This is a genomic window from Peribacillus butanolivorans (assembly GCF_001273755.1).
Lineage (GTDB): Bacteria > Bacillota > Bacilli > Bacillales > DSM-1321 > Peribacillus > Peribacillus butanolivorans.
Map to the genome: position 1 here is coordinate 2637211 of NZ_LGYA01000001.1, position 20425 is coordinate 2657635.

Below are 20425 nucleotides of genomic sequence, written 5' to 3' on the forward strand. Positions count from 1 at the left end.
TATCCTACCCTTTTAACCTGAAATGAAATTAAATTTGCCCCTAAAACCTAGCCTTCTCTCTATTTTGAAAGAACATACTCACAGAACCGAAGATAAGATAGTCCATGAGTATGAACAGTAAAAAAGTTTTCCTTTGAGAACAAAACACTTACTTTGATTGACCCTTTAATCCTTCTCCTAACCCTTTTAACAAATCAAGAGAAAACCTCATAACACGATTAACATCAGGATCTCTCATTAATTTTACTAAATCGAAAACACTAACTTTTTTGTTTAACTGAAATCCTTCTTCTGCTTTTTGAAGACCTTTTGACAGTCCTCCCACCAGTTTTTTCGTCATTTCAGGATTAAGTTCAGTCAGCACTCCGGCCGCTTCCATTGCATTGTTAACAGCATTTGTTACAGGCGGACGCAGCAATTGTCCCACTGCAATTTTTGCCACTTTCTCTTTTGCTTCAACGAGATTATTGATAGCTCCAAGAATTCCACTTTCGTGAAGTTCTTGGAGAAGTTTAATTGTTTCTTTAATCCCATCGGCATTTTCGGATAAATCTTGTAAAACCTTTTCAAGCGTTTGATCTTGTTTTTCTTTTTCGGTAAAGATTGGTTCATCTATCTTTGTAATTGGTTTTGCCATTATTTTATACCTCCCGGTATATTCAAATCTGCGAGAGCTTCAAGAATGCCCATTTTATTGAGTGTTTGGAGAAGTAGAATAGTTTTTCCAATAACATCTGCATTTTCGGATAAATCTTGAACTACCTGTTTAAGAATTTGATCCCGTTTTTCATCTTCTGTCAGAACTGATGCATCTAAAGTCTTCTTCGGTGTTTCCATTACTTTTTAACTCCTGATTTATTCAAGTCTGCAATTGGCTCGTAATCTTTCCGTGCCCATTTTCGTTCCACTTGTACCCCTAACTGAGGTTTACGCGTTGCATAACGAGGGTTATACATTGGAAGTGGTCTGTTTCCTTTTGCTTTCATTAACTCCATTTTTACTTTTATCTGTTTATATGCCGGAGTCTGTGTATTAACATCGCCAACACTTCCAGTTAAAAGGTTGATTGCATTTTCATGACTTACTGAGTGCATTGGAACATACAGTTCTTTTCCTGTAACTCTATCTGTTACGACTGCATGAAGCTTAATTGCACCATAAGGAGAAATTAGGCGTACTAATGATCCATCTTCTACCTTACGTTCTCTTGCAAGTTCAGGCGAAACTTCTACGAATACCTCAGGTAATTTATACTGAATTCCTTTTGATTTATTTGTCATATTCCCTACGTGGAAATGCTCCAAGAGTCGTCCATTGTTCAATGTAAGATCGAAATCTTGTGTGAATTCAACAGGTGGAACATATTCTGCAAGAGAAAAACGCGCTTTTCCATCAGGAAAGTTAAAACGCTTTGTATAAAGAAGTGGCTCATCTATGCCGTCTTTTTGCACTGGCCACATTAAACTATTCCATCCTTCAAGTCTCTCGTATGATACACCCGCAAAAGTTGGACAAAGTCTTGAAATTTCGTCCATAATATCGCTTGGGTGTTCATAGTTCCAATCCACACCCATATATTTAGCAATTTGCTGAATAATCCACCAGTCTGGTTTTGATTCTTCTAGTGGCTCAAGTGCTTGATACAGACGTTGAATGCGACGCTCTGTATTGGTGAATGTTCCATCTTTTTCAAGAGAAGGAGCTGCCGGCAAAACAACATCTGCAAATTGTGCAGTTTTTGTTAAGAACACATCTTGTACAACAAAGAACTCTAGCTTACCGAGGGTGTCATGGACATGATTGGAGTTTGAATCTACCCATGCCATGTCTTCCCCCATGAGATACATGGCTTTCAGTTTGCCTTTCTCTGATGCTTCTAGCATATCAATGTTCGTAAATCCTGACTTTTCAGAGATTTTTACGCCGTAAGCTTTTTCAAAATTAGCACGTGCGACATTGTCTGTTAAACGCTGATTGCCCGCGAGCCATTGTGGAAGAGCCCCCATGTCACATGAACCTTGCACATTATTATGACCGCGAAGTGGGTATGCTCCCGTTCCAGTGCGACCGAAATTACCCGTTACAAGTAGAAGGTTAGCGATAGCTCCTGATGTATAGGAACCTGCAATATTTTGAGTAACACCCATTCCCCATAAAATACATGTTCCTTTTGATTCATGAATCATTTTAGCTGTTTTAATCAGTTGTTCTTTTGGAAGACCAGTCACTTTCACTGCAAAGTCTAGCGTATATTTATTAAGAAGTTTCAGATACTCTTCGTAGTTATTTACACGAGCTTTAATGAATTTTTCATCATGCCAACCTTGATCAATCATATATTTTGCAACAGCAGTCAACCAAACAAAGTCTGTTCCTTGTTTTGGATGTAAAAATAAATCAGAACGCTCTGCCAGTTCATGTTTACGAAGATCTGACACAATCAATTTTTGTCCGTGTAATTTCTTAGCCCGCTTAACTCGTGTCGCTAAAACAGGATGTCCTTCAGTTGGGTTTGCCCCAATCGTGATAACAAGACCTGCACTTGCAATATCCTGAATGGTACCTGAATCCCCACCATATCCAACAGTGGCCAGTAGCCCATCTGTCGCAGGCGATTGACAGTAACGAGAACAGTTATCCACGTTGTTTGTTTCAAACACTTGACGAGCCAATTTTTGCATGAGATATGATTCTTCATTCGTCGTTTTCGAAGAACTTACAAAGCCAAGTGCATCTCCTCCGTACGTTTCTTTAATGGCACCCATTTTTTCTGTAATTAAAGTAAGTGCTTCATCCCAAGTAGCAGGAACAAATGCATCTCCTTTCCGAATTAAGGGAGTAGTAAGGCGTTGTTCACTATTAACAAAGTCCCATCCGAATTTCCCTTTCACACAGGTTGAAACACTGTTTACAGGACTATTTTCAGTTGGCTCAACTTTTAAAATTTCACGTCCTTTAGTCCATACTTCAAATGAACATCCTACCCCACAGAATGTACAAACTGTTTTCGTTTTTTTCGTACGTGTATCCCGCGCGGCTGCTTCTACTTCTGATAGGGCAAAGATTGTTTTATAGTCCGGTTCGACTTCTTTAATGAGATCAACCATTGGGTTTAACAAATCCTTCGGAATGGCTGTCATAAGCCCAGCTTCGCCCAACATTGATTTTTCCATTAAGGCGTTACATGGACAAACTGTCGCACACTGTCCGCAAGATACACAAGAAGATTCATTGATGGATTTACCATCATCCCACATTACACGTGGGATTTCACGTTCCCAATCGATAGATAGAGTTTCATTCACCTGTAGGTCTTGACATACTTCTACGCAGCGTCCGCAAAGGATACATTGGTCCGGATCGTATCTGTAAAAAGGATGTGACATATCCACTTCGTATCCTTTTTCTCGGTATGGACGAGTTTGATGTTCAATTTCCAACAACTCTGCTGTGTTATGAACACGACAATTTCCATTGTTATTGTCACAAACCGTACAATACAGTAAGTGATTCTCCAAAATACGGTCCATCGCTTCTGTTTGTGCATTTTTGGCCCGTTCTGAGGAAGTCAAAATATTCATTCCATCCTCAATTTCAGTCGAGCACGCCCTCATAATTTTCCCATCAATTTCACACATACAGGTATCACAGGTTTGAATGGGACCTAAAACTTCTGAATAACAAATATGGGGGTGCTCTACTCCTTGTTCCAAGAGGTAATCAAGAATTCGAGTCCCCTGCTCTACTTCATGTTGCTGTCCATTAATTTTTACTAGGACTATTTCTGCCATTTTAAATTCTCCTTTTTTTAAAAATCAAAAAAGCCCGCCATAAAATAAATTGTGCAAATGCAACACACAATCTATTTTATGGCGGGCTAATAACTAAGCAGTTTTTATCCTACTAGTAATCCTTCTCACCACATATAATAAAAAAAACAGGACATTAAGGCAATTCGTCGTTACCTAACGTCAATGATTTTTTAGTTCATAATCTTATTATAATACTCTATACGTTTAACCTCAACAATAATATGTGATTTAAACGATAAAATCATCTTTTTTGTTTATACTACATAAAAAATACCGTTCTCTTTATCCTCCGCTTACTGGAGGGATAAATGCAATGATATCTTGATCTTTTATTATTTCATCGTCTGTTACAAAGCTTTCATTTATAGACGTCACTATTTGATTGAAAGAAATTTGCCCCTTCGTATGCTAAAGATAATTAAATACAGCAAATGTTGTGATCCGTAATAGACTTTATTCTGGGAAAAAAGGACTGACTTACAAAGATTATTAACATACTTTGAAAGTCAGTCTCATTTTCTAAAATAAATTATGTTTCAAGGTATGATTCCAATTATTTGAACAATACAAGAGCGTTAGGTGAATTAAACAAAGATTCCTTATCCACCCTATTTATTAAATGCTTTCAAACCAATTTGAGAATAATGAGACTAGAATTTCTTCTTCACAATTTTTATATTTTAGCCGCCTATATGAGACATTTCTACTTTTGAGCTATTTCTTGAACTATTACCATTTACTCTTTCATCAGAATAGCGATCGCTACGATGATTCCAAATATCAGTAATTTTATTTGTAATCACATCATCCGACTCTTCTGAGCGGAGCAATTGACGAAGATCATATCCTTTTGTTGCAAATAAACATGTATATAATTTCCCTTCAGCAGAAACTCTAGCCCTTGAACAGGTCGAGCAAAAAGAATCGGTCACAGATGATATTATTCCAATTTCTTGATCACTGTCTATATACCGGTATCTAGTAGCAACCTCTCCTACATAATTTGGCATAATTTGTTCTAACGGCATGACTTCTCCAATTCGATCTAAAATCTCTTGCTTTGTCATTACTTCTGCCATTCTCCAGACATTTGAATTTCCTACATCCATATACTCAATAAACCGAAGAGTATGTTTATGCTCTTTAAAATATCTCGCCATTGGAATAAGATCTTGATCGTTTTTCCCTTTTTGAACGACCATGTTTATTTTCACTTTTAGTCCTGCATTAGAAGCTGCCTGAATACCCTCTAAAACTCTCGCAACTTTGCTTCTATTCCCATTTAACTGGTTAAAACATTCATCATCTAAGGAATCAAGACTAACTGTCACCCGTCTTAACCCAGCATTAATTAACTCAGGCGTATACTTTTTAAGAAGAGATCCATTTGTCGTAATGGCAATGTCTTCTACTCCATTAATCAAATTCAAACGATGAATCAATTCAGGAAGATTCTTGCGTAATAGAGGTTCTCCTCCTGTAATACGTATTTTTCTAACACCTAATGAAACAAATATACGGCTCAATCTCTCCATTTCATCAAAAGACAGAATTTTATCAGAGGATAAAAAAGGATAATTAGGTCCAAATATTTCTTCAGGCATGCAATAACGACAGCGAAAATTACAACGATCGGTCACAGATAAACGCAGATCACTCAATGGGCGTTGTAATTTGTCCAATATACCATCTTCCATGTTTTTCTCGTCTCCTCTCTAATATAGAAAACCAACTAAAATTAATGGCAATTATTTCTTACAGTTTCTGTTGAATTCGCTCTGGACATGTATAAATATTCAAAGATTGATTGCGAATAAAACCTACTGTCGTAATCCCTAGTTCTTCTGCTAGCTGTAATGCCAATTCAGTCGGCGCAGATTTTGAAAGAACTACCTCACAACCAATTTTTGCTACTTTCAATAAAATTTCTGAAGATATACGTCCGCTAAAAACAATGATTTTATTTCCAATCGAGATATTATTTTTTAAACAATATCCGTATATTTTATCCAAAGCATTATGTCTTCCTATGTCCATCCGACTTAGCATAAAACCGTTTATATCACAGAGTGCAGCATTATGCACTCCTCCTGTATCTTGGAAAATAGTGGCGGAAATTTGTAAATTATTCATTAAACGAAAACAATCATCTGGCGAGAGCTTGACTCGAATTTCATTCATCTTCTTAGCAGTTAATGCATCGTTAACGAAGACAAACCCTTGTCTGCTCATTCCACAGCATGATGTAATATAGCGCTTGTTCTGGAAATTTTGGTAATAAGGATTCAATTTATCTATTTTCACATGTACATACCCTTCTTTTTCTTGAACCCAAATGTCTTTGATTTCCTCATATTTCCGTATAATTCCTTCAGATGCTAAGTAACCGATAACCATATCTTGAATATATTCGGGTGTACAAACCATCGTAACAAATTCTTGTTCGTTAATTTTTACTGTAACTGGAAATTCCGTAACAATTATATCTTCAGCATTTTCAATATGTCCGTTTGTGAATCTAAGGATTTCCCTTTTCTCCACTGCTGGTTTCATATAGCACCACATCCTTTACATTATATTTTTATCGAAGAATTCTTTCTTTCTTCAATTAGCTTGGTTCCTACTACCTTTCTATTTCTACAGAGGAATAACTAGATATACACCTTGAATCATTTTTGTTGTGGTTTAATGAACCATGTGCAGCCTTGGAGGTTCTTAAAATAAATGTTTTTGTTAGCATAAATACCCATACAAGGATTGAACATTATATATAGAAGAAACTCATCAAAAATAAGCTTTTTTACACTGAACTTTTTAAAAACACCTCAGTATCTTTATGAGAAAGATTTGATTTACAGGGATACCGCCTTTTCTTCATTGGCAACGAATAATTCTAGATGGTAGATAACTATCCTCTATGAACAAGATCTTGAGCTAATGATGTAAACATCTCTCCAGTAAGCGAATCTTCATCGTATATACTTGAACCTTTATTTTCCTCACGTTTGGCAAAAGGAATTCTTGCTACTACTTCAGATTGTAGCTGTTGAGCTAGCATATCGCCGCCACCTTTTCCAAAAAGGTAGTTCCTCGAACCATCTTGTTCTTCATAATATGCCATATTTTCAACGATACCTAAGATTTCATGATTGGTATGTTTCGCCATGACACCTGCTCTTGAAGTAACATAAGAAGCGATATTGTGAGGAGTCGTTACGATAATTTCCTTTGCCTGTGGAATCATGGCAGCTACATCAATGGCTACGTCTCCTGTGCCAGGAGGTAAATCAAGAAGGAGGTAATCCATTTCTCCCCAATGCGTGTTGGTAAGGAAGTTTTGAATCCATTTGTTTAGCATCGGTCCTCGCCACATAACTGGTTTATTATTGTCTGTAAAACATCCCATAGACATGACTTTAACGCCATGACTTACAATTGGAATGACTGTCTGGTCAATCATGGTTGGCTTTTGACCGATCCCCATCATCGCAGGGATACTAAATCCGTAAATATCCGCATCTAACACTCCGACTTTTTTCCCATACGGGCCAGAGCAGTGGCCAGATTAACGGTAACCGTTGATTTTCCCACTCCACCTTTTCCACTTGTCACAGTAATAAATTGTACATCTGAATCAGGTCGTAACATGTTAGGCATTCCGGACGCTGTTGTAGCACTTTTCTTTAAAGTTTGTGTTAATGAAGCCCGTTTTTCTGGGGTCATATATCCAAAGGTTAACTCAACACTTGAGGCTCCCATATTTCGAAGAGAGTTTTCAACATCTTCTTTTATTTTTGCTTTCAATGGACAGGCTTGGATTGTTAAAACCACCTCAAGTTAAATACGTGTACCATCAATTTCTATATTTCTTACCATGTTCAAATCCACGATGCTTTTATGGAGCTCGGGATCTTGGACATGTTTTAAAGCGTTCATAATTTCTTCATGTGTCAACATAACTATCAGTCCTTTTTATTTAATAATTTCATTCTTAACATGGTTAACTGCTAAAAAAAAAGATTTTAACCAACTTTAAGCATATGTTGATGCTAAATTCCTATCATTAGGTATCGCAGAATAACAGATATTTGAGTTATCAACTATTCCTGTTGTAAGAGTAAGTAAAGCATTGGAGGGGATTCAGATCTATTTCATGATGCTCTCCACTAATTTTTATTCGGACTTTCCCAACTTAAAAAACTCTCCTTCTTTTAAAAATCAAAAAGCCCACCATAAAATAGATTGTGTACATGCAAATGCAATACACAGTCAATTTTATGATGGGCTAATTACTAAGCAGTTTATCCTACTAGCGATCCATCTCATCACGTATAACAAAAATAAAAAACAGGACGTTATGGCAATTTGTCATTACCTAACATCAATGATTTTTTTATATTTTTATTATAATACTTTAAATGTCTCACCTCAATAGCAAATAAGCAGTAAAAAAGTGGTTACGAGTACTGACATGTCTTATATCATGTAGACGTTTTGATAAGTATCTTATAATATCACTCAAAAGGATACCACTCATTTTTGTTAATAGAATTATTAAGTAAATGTTAAATAATATTTCAAACAGCATAATGTGATCTAATCTTTAATTACATAAAATATTTTTCTTTAATTTTCATTAATTTAATTACTTTATTACAACAATTTTAATTATACTTTATTCATTAATTAATAAGAGTAAATAGTTAAACTACCTTGCATTATTGGTTCTTCATGGAGACAAATAGAGAGTCTAGTTTAACACTTAAATGATGAGATAGGAGAAATCAATGACAAAAAGTATGGAGCATCAATTCAATATGTAACTTCGTGAAATACGTAAGCAATACGTTGGAAATGGACCAAAGGAAATTACTACTCGTTTTGTAGGTCACTGGGTGATTAGTGAGATGAAAGGTAATCTGACGAATATAGAAAAGTTTATGATTGGCTCCAAAGAAGGACAACGAATGGTTCATGAAGCACGAACTAAATTAGTGAAGGAAATCTATCAGGATCCTACCGTGTTGAAAAAACTTGAGGAATGCACGGGAAAATTGTGAGCATCTTTACGGATATTAATATAGATATTGATACTGCGATGACGATTTTTGTGTTCGATATGCCTATTCAGCCTTAGTCATTAGCTATACTAGAATAAATTAGGAGGTATAATCCATCGTTACAAGGATAATCAACGTTTACATAGAAAAAGCAGCCCGGCATACTTATGGTATTGTTCACTAATCCATGTTCGATAAAGATTTGTGTATGTATTTCCCATACAGATTCTCTTTTACTACTTCCACTTAAAAGTTGGATGATAAGGACGAACGATCTGATACTTTTTTCACAAATGTTGGCGGATAGTCGGACCTCCATGCTCTTTGGACATCAAGGTAATCGCTGTGACCTGCCACTGTGATACTCTCTGGATCCATGCCCTGTAATTGGTTTCGATATTAAGGGACAAAAATCCCCTTCACAAATAACCCTAAACAGACACATGAATATTCTTAATATTTCTTGGATATTCTCATAAATGATGAATTTGATTACTAATTGACAAAATAGAGAATAGCTCACCTTGGTTATGAAAAGTTGAATAAGAAAAAAGACACTACTCGTAAAGTTAGTGTCTTTTTTAGAAAACATTCATTTAATAGGAATGGTACATTTTAAGTTGAAATGTCATAGCAGTGATATTTCTTAGGATCTATTAACATGATTCAACAACTTTATATAATTTTTTGATTGGAAGTGTTTTTGAATTTTTCTTTCGTTGTTTTTTTCATACTGTTTGCTACTAACACACAGACCATACTGAAGATGAATAAGCAAAGGAAGAAAATCCAAGCTACACGGTAGCTTTGAGTCACATCATAGATTAAACCAGAAACTATTACCCCAAAGGAACCTGCCGCTACAAAGAAAACTTGCACTATACCAAAAATAGATCCAAAATCTTTCTTTCCAAAGATATCATTAGTCATAAAAGGCGGACCTAATGTGGAAATGACAATACTAAAGCCAAATGCAATTGCAAATAAGAAAGCGAATGCTTGTGTCTTAGCTAACAGAAGCGCTACCATAGCAGTCGTCATACAAAATCCAACATAAATTGCACCACCTGCAGTACCGAACTTATCAAATACTGCACCTAAAATCAACTTCCCTACCGTATTTGCAAGGGAAAGAATACCAAAAATTGTGCCGGCAAAAATGGCTGGATGTCCGATATCCATTAGATAGGCTGGAATATGCATTTGAACGCCGCCTGCAACTAATGCAAAGCAAACGATTCCTAGGACAAAAATCCAAAACATAGCTGTCTTCTTTGCTTCTCCCATGGTTAGGCCACTCTGTTCAGACCCTAAATTCTCCGCAGATTCCATCTCGTCTGCTCCCAGTGGAACTAGTCCTTTTTCAGCAGGACTTTTCTTGGCAAATAGTAGTACTAAAGGCAACGTTAAAACAATGATAAGTGCACCAGCAATAACGTAGGCTATTCTCCAACCGTAGTTTGAGATTAATGTAGTTAAAATTGGACTTAACACTGCAGCTCCAATACCTGAACCCGCAAAGGCTAAACCCATTGCTTTTCCTTTTTTCTCATAAAACCAGTTGGTTACCATAATTGAAATCGGGATATTGGAGAATCCTGCCACGCTGATACCAATCATAAATCCTACAATGCTAAAATATAGCGCTGAGTTTGCTAGCGAATATGACATAAATCCTACTCCGGCCATTATTACGCAAATGGACATAATCAATTTCATATTTCCTTTTGCTAGCAGTTTACCCATGAATGGAGAAGCAACAGCCACTCCAAGGCCGGCAATCGAAAGTGCGATTGAAAAAGCGGTTCTGCTTATCCCTAAATCATCTGTAACAGGGACCATGAATAGACTGTGTAAAGAATTTATTATAGAGAAGCCGGCGAACATAATAAAGAAGCCACACAACACAACATACCATCCATAAAAAACACCTTTAGACCCTTGTGCCATTTATTGAACCTCCAGTTTCTCTATTTACAACAAGTTCTTTACTAGCTAGATTACATAATGTAAGGTTCATCCGATTTCAATATAACAGGTCTTCTCACGGGTATATTCAAGGATGGAATCCGTTCCAAATCCACTGTCTTTTTGTCCTCCAAATGGAAGCTCTGGTCCAACTCTACGGAACAAGTTCACCCAGACATTTCCTGATTCTAATTGACGAATCATCCGGTGAGCTCGATCCAAATTCGATGTCCAAACGCCAGCTCCTAAACCAAATGCACTATCATTTGCAATGGCTATTGCTTCCTCTTCCGTATCGAATGGTATCACGGTTGCTACAGGACCAAAGATTTCCTCTTGGCAGATTCGAAGAGAATTACTATTTACCTTAATTAACGTAGGCTCAACCCAATAGCCATCCGCTAATTGGGGATCGTCAGGTAATAGAGCGGCACCCCCATGACGACCGCCTATGATAACTTCTCCCCCCTCTTTTTTTCCTAATTCAATATACGAGCATACCTTGTCATATTGTGAGGAGTTAGCAATTGGTCCCATTGAGCTTTTTAGATTCATTGGATCTCCTAGTTGAATTTGCTGAGCTATTACTTCTTTCATTTTGATAATCATCTCATCAAAAATCGGCCTTTGAATAAGAATCCGTGATCCACCTACACAGAGTTGACCTGCGTTACCACTGAAGATTCCATAAATTGTAACTCCATGTGCAGCTTTATCAAGATCAGCATCTGCAAAGACTATGTTTGGTGACTTCCCACCCAGTTCTAAAATCATCGGCTTTGGTTTCCGAGCTATTGATTGCGCAATCGCCCTAGCCGTTCCTCCAGATCCAGTTAGACTAATCTTGTTTACTCCAGGATGACTGACTAATGTATCTCCTACTTCCCCTCCATTTCCTGATACAACATTTAGAATTCCAGGTGGAATGATCTTATTAATTAGTTCACCATATCGCAATGAAGCAATAGATGCCATTTCTGATGGTTTAATAATCACCGTATTTCCAGCAGCAAGCGCATAAGCTGCTTTAATAGAAAAAGTAAAAAGTGGGGAATTCCATGGAAGAACGCCTACTACGACCCCTAATGGTTCCCTCAATGTATATCCAACGCTTGTTGGACCCAATTGAACAGTTTTCCCCTTACTTCCAACAGCCGTTGCTCCTGCTGCATCATACCAAAGACTTGCTAAACTAGGGATTAGACCATAGCTCGTTTCTTTAATTACCCATCCATTATCTCTTGTTTCTAGTTCAGCTAACTCTTCACCATGTTGAATGATTAAGTCACCTATTTGTCTTAAAAAAGCAGCACGCTCCATAGCCGGTCGAGACGACCACTCCTCAAAAGCTGCTCGAGCTGCTTCTACTGCCGATTCAGCATCTTGGCTGGTGCTACAAGGAAATGTAGCCCAGACCTTTCCTGTTGAAGGATCAATACTCTCTAATCGGGTTCCCGAAGAAGAAGAAATCAGGTTTCCATTAATGATATTATGAAACTCTCTTATTTCATTTGCAGTTTTCAATGAAAATCTCCGCCCTTTCAAAATAAGTAAGCCTTTTAAACAGAAATAATAGCTTCATCTTTGTTAGACCAACCTAATGCTGTAGCCGCTTGATTATAATAATGCTCTGTACTGCCTAAATAATTTTCATAGAACCTAGCACGCTTGACAAAAAGATGGCAATCAATTTCTTCTGTAAATCCAATGCCGCCATGAATCTGAATATTATCGGAAGAAATACGGGTAAATGCGTCAGTTGCAAATAATCGAGCGCAAGAAATAGCCTGAACACGATCTTCTGCATTACTTTCCAAAGCCCAGTTTGCGTAATAAGCTAAGGACCGAGCTGTCTCAAGATCCATTTTCATATCTACTATTCTATGTTTAATGGCTTGAAATCTTCCGATAGGCTGACCAAACTGTTCCCGAATTTTTGCATACTCTGCAGCCATCTCTACCACTTTCTCCATACTACCGACAATTACTGCGGAAAGAGCCGCATTGAAAGAGAGTAACCCTTCTTGAAGAGTTTCCCAGCCATGATTGAGAGGTCCAAGTATTTGATTCATTGGAATTTCAACATTAGTGAATATTAGTTCTGCTAATCGTCGCGTTTCATCAATGTTTTTTTGGCTTTGGATAGTCATGTTTGTTGCTGTTCGATCAATAATGATTAATGAAATCCCTTCTTTACCATTACCTGTACTGGTGCGACCTAGTACGATATAATGATCAGCTAACTCCGCATCGGGAACTAATGATTTCACACCATTTAATACCAAATGGTTATTTTCTTCTTTTACTGCTAGATTAATACCAGATGGGTTATAACTTCCACCTGGTTCCAACCAAGCTAGAGAAAATGATTTTGTCCCATTCGAAATTTCGGACAAATATCTTTCTTTTTGTTCTTCCGTACCGAATTTTTCTAGTAATGGAACTGCAAGTGCATTCGTTTCTAAATATAAGCCTGGCAATAAAGAACGACCAGTTTCTTCAAGAACAGGTATTAAATCTAGAGGACCTAAACCCATTCCTCCGTAATTTTCCGAAATATTAATACTTGTACAACCTAATTCGGCCATACCTGTTAATATTGATTGTAATGATTCTGTTTCACCTTTTATAAATTCACGGGCCGTTTTTGTTTGCCCGGCATCATCTAAATACTTTCGGACATATCCTCGAAACATCTCTTGCTCTTGATTTAAAGAAAAATCCATCTTTAATCACCCCTTTTTAGTCTTAACGTCCCATATCTTTCGGCAAACCTAGAATTCTTTCTCCAATTGTGTTTTTTTGTATTTCGCTCGTTCCTCCGCCAATTGTCTGGCCGAAGGAATAAAGATAATTATTTTGCCAGTATGAATTGGCAGTGATTGCATCTTCTTTCCATAAAATGCCTTGATGACCCTGTAGAGATATCGATTGAGAAAGAAGTTCTTTGGTGAGTTCACTTACCATCAATTTATCCATTGAGCCTTCCGCTCCCGGGTGACCGTTTTTTAATGTTTTCGTTAAATTCCGATAATAATTTAATAGCGAACCACGGGTACGAGTATATAAATCTATCATTTCTTTACGAACAAGCGGGTTAGCCATTAATGGCTGATCATCCTCTTTTAACTCTTTAGTCAAAGACACAAGTTCATTAAACTGCTGCTCTAGTGTAAAAACCTGTCCGCCGATTCCAGTTCTCTCGTGCATAAGCAGGGCGATTGTAACCTTCCAACCTTCATCCACTTCACCAACAATTTCAGCATCATACGCAATCGCATCATTTAAATACACTTCATTAAAATCATGCTGACCATCCATTTGAATGATAGGTCTAGTTTCTACTCCTGGTTGATTCATATCTAAAAGAAACACAGTTATTCCTTTATGCTTCTTATCGAAACGATTAGTTCGAGCTAGTAAAAAGCATCGATCCGCTAAATGACCAAAACTGGTCCATACCTTTTGACCATTTATTATCCAACGATCTCCATCTTTCACTGCGCTTGTTTGAATAGCTGATAAATCGGATCCTGCATTTGGTTCGGAATATCCTTGACACCATACCTCTTCACCTGTGAGAATCTTTTGGATATACTTTGATTTTTGTTCTTCTGTCCCAATTTGCATTAGAGTCGGTGCTACCATATGAATGCCTACATAATTTACAAGTGCAGGCGCCTTTACACGAACCATTTCCTGTTGATAAACAATTTCCTCCATCAACGTTGCTTCTCGACCTCCATATTTTTCAGGCCAAGCAATCGCTGCCCAACCACCTTCATATAATTTTCTTTGCCAGTTTCTCAAGAAAATAGCATACTCACCTTCATTTTTAGATATTTTGCTAGTTCCATCTAACCAACCTTCAGGTAAATTTTCTTCAAGCCAGGTTCTCAATTCATGTCGGAATTCTTCTTCTTTTGTTGTAAATGAAAAATCCATAGTTTTCTTTCCTCCTTTTTAGCTAAACAAAATTATTTTTCTACACTTGAGTCCATTGCGGAAGTGAGCGGTCTTCCGTAATTTCTTTCCAAACCATCTTAACAGGCATTCCTATTTCAATATCATCAGGTGAACATTGAAGAATATTTCCGATTAATTTGACCTGTGGCAACTTATTTAATTCAACAATCGCAATAATGAGCGGTAAATCATCTTGAAACCCTGGAAGAAAAGGACGATAAGAAACAATATACGAATAAACTTTTCCATTTATATCATTGCCTTGGCTTTCCCAGCTTAGTTCAGTACTGCCGCATTTTGCACAACTCGGACCTGGAGGATGTGAATATTCATTACAACTTTTACATTTTTGTAGAATCAGTTCATGACGGTCTGCTCCATCCCAATACGGACTATTATCTTGTGTTTTCAGCGGAATTGGTTTTTGGAATTCCATTTTGTCCCCTCCTAATTTCTAAGAATCATAGCTCCAGCCATATCAGGACCAGCCCAGCCAGTACATATTCCTATTTCGCAATTTTCTACTTGACGATCTGATCCTTTATATTCGTGTCGTACTTGCCTAACAATTTCCAATACGTTATTCATCCCATGTGTATAGCCTTCTGACAGCATTCCTCCTGCTGTATTTGAAGGTAATTTTCCACCCATACGCAAGTTTCCTTCGGCTACAAAATTCCCTACTTCACCTCGTGGAGCAAATCCATATGCCTCTAACTGACGAAGGACAACCCAGCTATAACAGTCATAAATAGAAGCAACATTAATATCTTCAGGTTTTACATCAGCCATTTTATATACTTCAGGGGCAACATAGTCTGCTGCTACTTCAGTTAAATCATTCCAATAATGTGCATGTGACACACACTGTCTAGCTGATAAACCCATGATGTATACTGGCTTGGATTTGCAATCTTTAGCTCGGTCTGCTGATGTAACAATAATCGCATTTGCTTCATCAGATTCCAGACAGAAGTCATGTTTTTTAAACGGATAACTTAAATATGGTGTTTTCTGATATTCCTCCATCGTTAAAGGTTTACCGTAAAAGTAAGCTTTAGGATTCCGTTGAGCATGTTCATAAAAACTTAAGCAAACATGTCCAAGATGCTCCTGGGTAAGCCCAGTTTCATGCATATGACGAGTTGCAAAAAGTCCGAACCATTGAGCTGGACTACCAGCTCCGTAAGGAATGATAAAGCTTCCACCTTCAATGGCTGATTGAAGCATATTTACATCCCATCCGCCTCCGCCCATGCGCACACCAGAACGACCATTCATAGAACGATAAATCAACACTGTATTTAATTGGCCTGTTTCAATAAGTCCAACGGCATCAGCAATCAACATTTCCGTACTGCTTCCTCCACCCATAATATCTTTTACATATTTCGGACGGACCCCTAAATATGTTGCTAACTGATGTGATGTACAAGAATCATTTTCTGAATAACTCATAAAACCATCAATATCTTTCGCTTGAAGACCAGCATCATTCAATGCAGCTCGTGCTGCATCCAATGCCAAATGTAACGGAGTTGTGCCCGAATTCTTGGAACGCTCGCTTTCTCCTACACCAACTATGGCATAGCGATCTTTTATGCTTCCCATAAAAAATACCTCCTCTTTGATTGCTTAAAAACTACTTACTGAAACTGTAAAACTACTTGGCCTGAACCAACTACCTGCTCTGGTTCCTTTTCAGCAATAAGGTCAAGTCTGACAAACCGCTGACCTTTTTCTTCATAAACATTATTTACAAACGCAGAACAAGTAATTTGGTCTCCTGGTATAGTTACAGCGCCAAATCTCATTCTAAAGTTAGACGGCATCGCTGTATCACCAGCTAGTTTCATTACATATTCACCTAAAAATCCCATTACCAGCATTCCGTGAGCAATCACACCTTGCATTCCGATTTCCTTTGCGAAGGCAACATCTGTATGTAGCGGGTTAAAATCTCCTGAAGCACCTGCATATTTGACTAGTTGCACCTTTGTTACTGCCGGCTTGATGAGGGACTTAAGCTTTTGACCTTCATATAAACCTTCATAAATCAACATTTTCAATTCCTCCTTTCAGTGGCAAATTATCCTTCTGGCTCGGATGGTTATTCACCCCTTATAATCTGTGATCGACTCTACTTGCTATAAGGTATCAACTTATTTTTCAAAAATAGATATCTTTTACTTACAATTATTTGAACGCTCGTAATTTAAGTGAAATTTGCTTCTCACTTATAATTGATGATGTTTTCAAACAGGAGAATGACTGCCCCTTAAAGGACGGTAAATAATATTCGTTCTGCTAATAACAACCAACTCTCCAGATTCATCTTTCATTTCTGTATCAAGTACCAAAAACTGCATAGGTCCTTTTCTGCCTTCACGTTCGTACACATCAGATACTTTCATCTGGCAATATAAGATATCCCAGGGTCGAATTGGACGATTATAAATAAACTCCTGTTCCCCATGCAGCATTCTTCTTTGATCGAGACCCAAGTCAAGGCTTTCTCCACTATCTTGTCCAATTGCTATAGGGAAGGTTGGTGGTGCAATAATGCCGCCATATGACGTTTTTGCAGCATACTCTTCATCCACGTATAAAGGATTTAGGTCGCCTATCGCTTCTGCGAATTGACGTATATGCCTTTTTTCGACTTCAAATATAAATTCAGATCCCGTTAAACCGTTTAAATTTTCCAAATCCATTTGCTTTCTACCCCCTAATGGTTGCTTTATCATCGACTTTGTTTCCTACTACAATCATGGCATCTGCCGCTTTGATCCCATTTTCATAAACTATTAAAGGATTAATATCCAACTCTTCGATGGAGTCTTTATAATCAGTAACCAGAGCAGAAACCTTTAATAACACATCAATGATGGCTTCAATATCAATAGAAGATTTTCCGCGCGTCCCTTTTAAAATGGCTTTTCCTTTAATATCTTCAATCATTTCAAGCGCATCTTTTCTCGTTAGAGGTGCTATTCTAAACGAAATATCTTTGTAAATCTCAACAAATATTCCGCCTAAACCAAACATAATAACTGGTCCAAATACAGGATCGTTACTCGCACCAACAATAACTTCAACTCCATCAGGTAACATTTCCTGAACAGAAATTCCATTGATTTTTGCATCTGGTTTATAATTTAGTGCATTACGTTTTATCTCATTAAATGCTTTCTTTACTTCTTGATCATCTTTTAGATTCAATCGAATGGCATCTGCCTCCGTTTTATGAGGAATATCTGGAGAATCAACCTTTAGCACTACCGGGTAACCGATTTTGTTTGCATGTTGGGAAGCTTTTTCTGCATTTTCAGCTATTACCCGCTTTGTTGTCGGAATCTGATAGCGTTCTAAAATATCACTTGCTTGAGATTCACTTAATGTAGTACCGGGCTCCAACAAGCTTTGTAATCTTTGTTTCTCTATTTTCTTTGAGGAATTGAAAACGTTCGCTTCCTGATTTTTCCGATAGTATTCACTGTACTCCACTAATTTAGCTAATCCTCTAATTGGATTTAGATTACCTGGTATAACTGGAATACCATTTTTCACAAGCTCTGGAGTTCCCGGAGGAAGGGACATACCATCTAACGGGAATGTTGTAATAAATACAAATTTATTTGAACGGCTACAAATATCTATAAACTCTTGCAATAATGGATTTTCAGCGGTCCAACTGAACGGAAATTCTGTGAAAATGATGTTATCGACATCTGGATCCTCAATAAGTGCTCGTAATGGAGCTAAAAATAATTCTGGATTTGAAACTGATGCAGCAGCTGTTAAATCAACAGGGTTGGAAACGCTTGCAAAGTTAGGTAAAAATCGCTTAATCTCTGTTGTTGTCTTCGAACTTAGTGGTATGATATTAAGACCATAGGCCTCACAACGATCTGCTTCATTTATACCCCTGCCACCAGAACTAGTGATTATTACCGTATTCCTCCCTTTTGGAAGTTTATTGGAAAGGAAAAGCTTAGAAAAAGATATGATATCTTCATAATCGTCGGCTCTAACCATGCCTGATTGTTTAAAAAAGGCATCATATACCTTATCTGATCCGGCAAGTGATCCTGTATGAGATGCAGCAGCTCTGCTACCGGCTATACTTCGTCCTGTTTTCATGACAACAATTGGTTTATTTCTATCCAACGCTTCTTTAGCTAAGCTTCTTAATTTATCTGGGTTTTTAGCTCCTTCTAAGTAACCACTTATTACACTTGTTTTTGGATCATGAATCATATATTCAATAATATCTGAGAATTCAGTTTCCATTTCATTTCCTACACTCACGAAGTAATTAAAGCTTAGCCCATTCTGCGCTGCTGCTATATAAGTTAATACACCAAACGCTCCACTTTGTGAAACATACCCCACACCTCTTTGATCATTTAAAGGTACAGATAGAATAGCAGGTGAAAAAGTACCTATTAAACCATTAGACAAATTCACTAAACCAACGCAGTTAGGTCCCACTATCCGTATGCCATTCTTTCTAGCAAGTTCAGTAAGTGTCTCCTGTTGTCTGGCACCTTCTTCCCCAGTTTCAGAAAAACCTGCAGCAAAAATGATCGCCGCTTTTACTTTCTTTTGCGCACAGTCCTCTAAAGCTTGCTGTACCTGTTCAGCACCTAGGCAAAAAATAGCTAAATCAATATCGTTTGGGATATCTGATAAAGATGGGTAACATTTTAAACCTTCGATTTCTTTTGTTTTACGATTGATTGGATATATCTCTCCACTAAACTGGCCATCTAAAAGAGCTTTAACTTGTAAATATCCGATTTTGTATTTACTCTCAGAAGCACCTAGGATTGCGACAGATCTAGGATTAAATAATGGCTCAAGAGTTTCATAAGAATTATTTAACTTATTATCTTTTGTCAAAAATCTTCCCCCCACATATACAGAAAATATCTTTGTTGTAATCTTACATGGAAGGCAATAAAATTCTTAAAAATCACATTTGTTAAATTCATTTAAACATTAGGGTGTAAATAATAAAAAAAGGCTAAAAAAAAACTATATGCAGCAAGGTTTTCGAGAATCCTATTAAAAATAAATGTTCTCGATTACCCCGACTTTACGCACCGATAACCCCGACATTGGAACAAGATAAGCGCCGAACTATATTTCTGAAAACCTTTTATGGGAAATTTCTTAAAATTAAAAAGTATAACAAAATATGAAAAATACATTCAGGATTTTTCCTTAACAAGAATTCATGAATCTAGAAGAACATTCATATTTAATAACGAAAAAACCTCTTCCATATAGATGAAGAGGTTTCAGTTTGTAGACAAAAGGGGTTCGGAATTATAAAATTCCGAACCCCTTTTGAAATTCCCTTTGAATTTTGGTCCAAGGTTAAGATATTGTGGCTCTACGAGCCCACTCTGTTAGGCCATTTTTGGACCTTGCCATGTCCAATTGGCCATCTTCTTTAAATTAATGGCAGCGAAAGTAAGCATCGCTTGCATCGACAATTTTTTAAGTCCCCTTAAAGTAGTCCAACGCATACCATGCTTTTCTTTTGCATCTGCGAATACACGCTCAATCGTTTCTTTACGTTTCGCATATATAGGTTTTACATCTTGATGA

Annotated in this window: 17 protein-coding genes and 1 pseudogene; 1 reads left to right on the top strand and 17 read right to left on the bottom strand. The window is 37.2% G+C overall.

Annotated features, from left to right (window positions below; translation table 11 throughout):
* Positions 1-148: 148 nt before the first annotated feature.
* The 7 genes and pseudogenes from AKG34_RS12025 to AKG34_RS12050 all read right to left on the bottom strand — a co-directional run bounded on the left by AKG34_RS12025 (position 149) and on the right by AKG34_RS12050 (position 7769).
* Complete coding sequence (locus tag AKG34_RS12025) at positions 149-637, bottom strand: helical membrane plugin domain-containing protein (protein ID WP_053346279.1); 489 nt, start codon at positions 635-637, stop codon at positions 149-151.
* The gene (locus tag AKG34_RS12030; RefSeq protein ID WP_053346280.1) at positions 637-837 is read right to left on the bottom strand and encodes a helical membrane plugin domain-containing protein; all 201 of its coding nucleotides are present in this window, start codon (positions 835-837) and stop codon (positions 637-639) included. Before AKG34_RS12030 ends, AKG34_RS12025 begins: the two co-directional genes overlap by 1 nt.
* Positions 837-3791: a formate dehydrogenase subunit alpha gene (gene fdhF, locus AKG34_RS12035; protein WP_053346281.1), complete on the bottom strand. Its 2955-nt coding sequence runs from the start codon at positions 3789-3791 to the stop codon at positions 837-839. The genes AKG34_RS12030 and fdhF overlap by 1 nt, the downstream gene beginning before the upstream one ends.
* A 303-nt stretch (positions 3792-4094) precedes the next feature.
* A complete protein-coding gene (locus AKG34_RS26980; protein WP_082527500.1) occupies positions 4095-4187 on the bottom strand; it encodes a MoaD/ThiS family protein in 93 nt (30 codons plus the stop codon).
* A gap of 305 nt (positions 4188-4492) precedes the next feature.
* Complete coding sequence (gene moaA / locus AKG34_RS12040; RefSeq protein ID WP_053346282.1) at positions 4493-5509, bottom strand: GTP 3',8-cyclase MoaA; 1017 nt, start codon at positions 5507-5509, stop codon at positions 4493-4495.
* 58 nt (positions 5510-5567) lie between these two features.
* On the bottom strand, positions 5568-6365 hold the full coding sequence (fdhD, locus tag AKG34_RS12045) for a formate dehydrogenase accessory sulfurtransferase FdhD (protein WP_053346283.1): 798 nt from the start codon (positions 6363-6365) through the stop codon (positions 5568-5570).
* Between the two features lie 355 nt (positions 6366-6720).
* Positions 6721-7769: pseudogene (locus AKG34_RS12050) on the bottom strand (Mrp/NBP35 family ATP-binding protein).
* Between the two features lie 911 nt (positions 7770-8680).
* On the opposite strand from AKG34_RS12050, the gene AKG34_RS29465 reads away from it, so the two are divergent.
* On the top strand, positions 8681-8872 hold the full coding sequence (locus AKG34_RS29465) for a Na-translocating system protein MpsC family protein (RefSeq protein ID WP_330219170.1): 192 nt from the start codon (positions 8681-8683) through the stop codon (positions 8870-8872).
* Between the two features lie 675 nt (positions 8873-9547).
* Here the strand turns inward: AKG34_RS29465 and AKG34_RS12065 are convergent.
* From AKG34_RS12065 to AKG34_RS12110, 10 genes are all read right to left on the bottom strand, one after another.
* Positions 9548-10822 (bottom strand): MFS transporter, encoded by a 1275-nt coding sequence (locus AKG34_RS12065; protein WP_053346285.1) that lies wholly within the window; start codon positions 10820-10822, stop codon positions 9548-9550.
* A 66-nt stretch (positions 10823-10888) separates the two neighbouring features.
* Positions 10889-12364: an aldehyde dehydrogenase family protein gene (locus AKG34_RS12070; RefSeq protein WP_053346286.1), complete on the bottom strand. Its 1476-nt coding sequence runs from the start codon at positions 12362-12364 to the stop codon at positions 10889-10891.
* 35 nt (positions 12365-12399) lie between these two features.
* A complete protein-coding gene (locus tag AKG34_RS12075) occupies positions 12400-13566 on the bottom strand; it encodes an acyl-CoA dehydrogenase family protein (protein ID WP_053346287.1) in 1167 nt (388 codons plus the stop codon).
* 22 nt (positions 13567-13588) lie between these two features.
* On the bottom strand, positions 13589-14785 hold the full coding sequence (locus tag AKG34_RS12080) for an acyl-CoA dehydrogenase family protein (RefSeq protein ID WP_053346288.1): 1197 nt from the start codon (positions 14783-14785) through the stop codon (positions 13589-13591).
* Positions 14786-14825: 40 nt separating this feature from the next.
* Positions 14826-15242: a Zn-ribbon domain-containing OB-fold protein gene (locus tag AKG34_RS12085; RefSeq protein ID WP_053346289.1), complete on the bottom strand. Its 417-nt coding sequence runs from the start codon at positions 15240-15242 to the stop codon at positions 14826-14828.
* Between the two features lie 11 nt (positions 15243-15253).
* The gene (locus tag AKG34_RS12090) at positions 15254-16417 is read right to left on the bottom strand and encodes a thiolase C-terminal domain-containing protein (protein ID WP_053346290.1); all 1164 of its coding nucleotides are present in this window, start codon (positions 16415-16417) and stop codon (positions 15254-15256) included.
* Between the two features lie 35 nt (positions 16418-16452).
* On the bottom strand, positions 16453-16869 hold the full coding sequence (locus AKG34_RS12095; RefSeq protein WP_053346291.1) for a MaoC/PaaZ C-terminal domain-containing protein: 417 nt from the start codon (positions 16867-16869) through the stop codon (positions 16453-16455).
* 192 nt (positions 16870-17061) lie between these two features.
* On the bottom strand, positions 17062-17520 hold the full coding sequence (locus AKG34_RS12100; protein WP_053346292.1) for a MaoC family dehydratase N-terminal domain-containing protein: 459 nt from the start codon (positions 17518-17520) through the stop codon (positions 17062-17064).
* 7 nt (positions 17521-17527) lie between these two features.
* On the bottom strand, positions 17528-19711 hold the full coding sequence (locus tag AKG34_RS12105) for an acetate--CoA ligase family protein (protein ID WP_053346293.1): 2184 nt from the start codon (positions 19709-19711) through the stop codon (positions 17528-17530).
* 512 nt (positions 19712-20223) lie between these two features.
* Positions 20224-20425 (bottom strand): transposase (locus AKG34_RS12110; protein ID WP_180320465.1); only part of this gene is annotated, 202 nt, incomplete at its 5' end.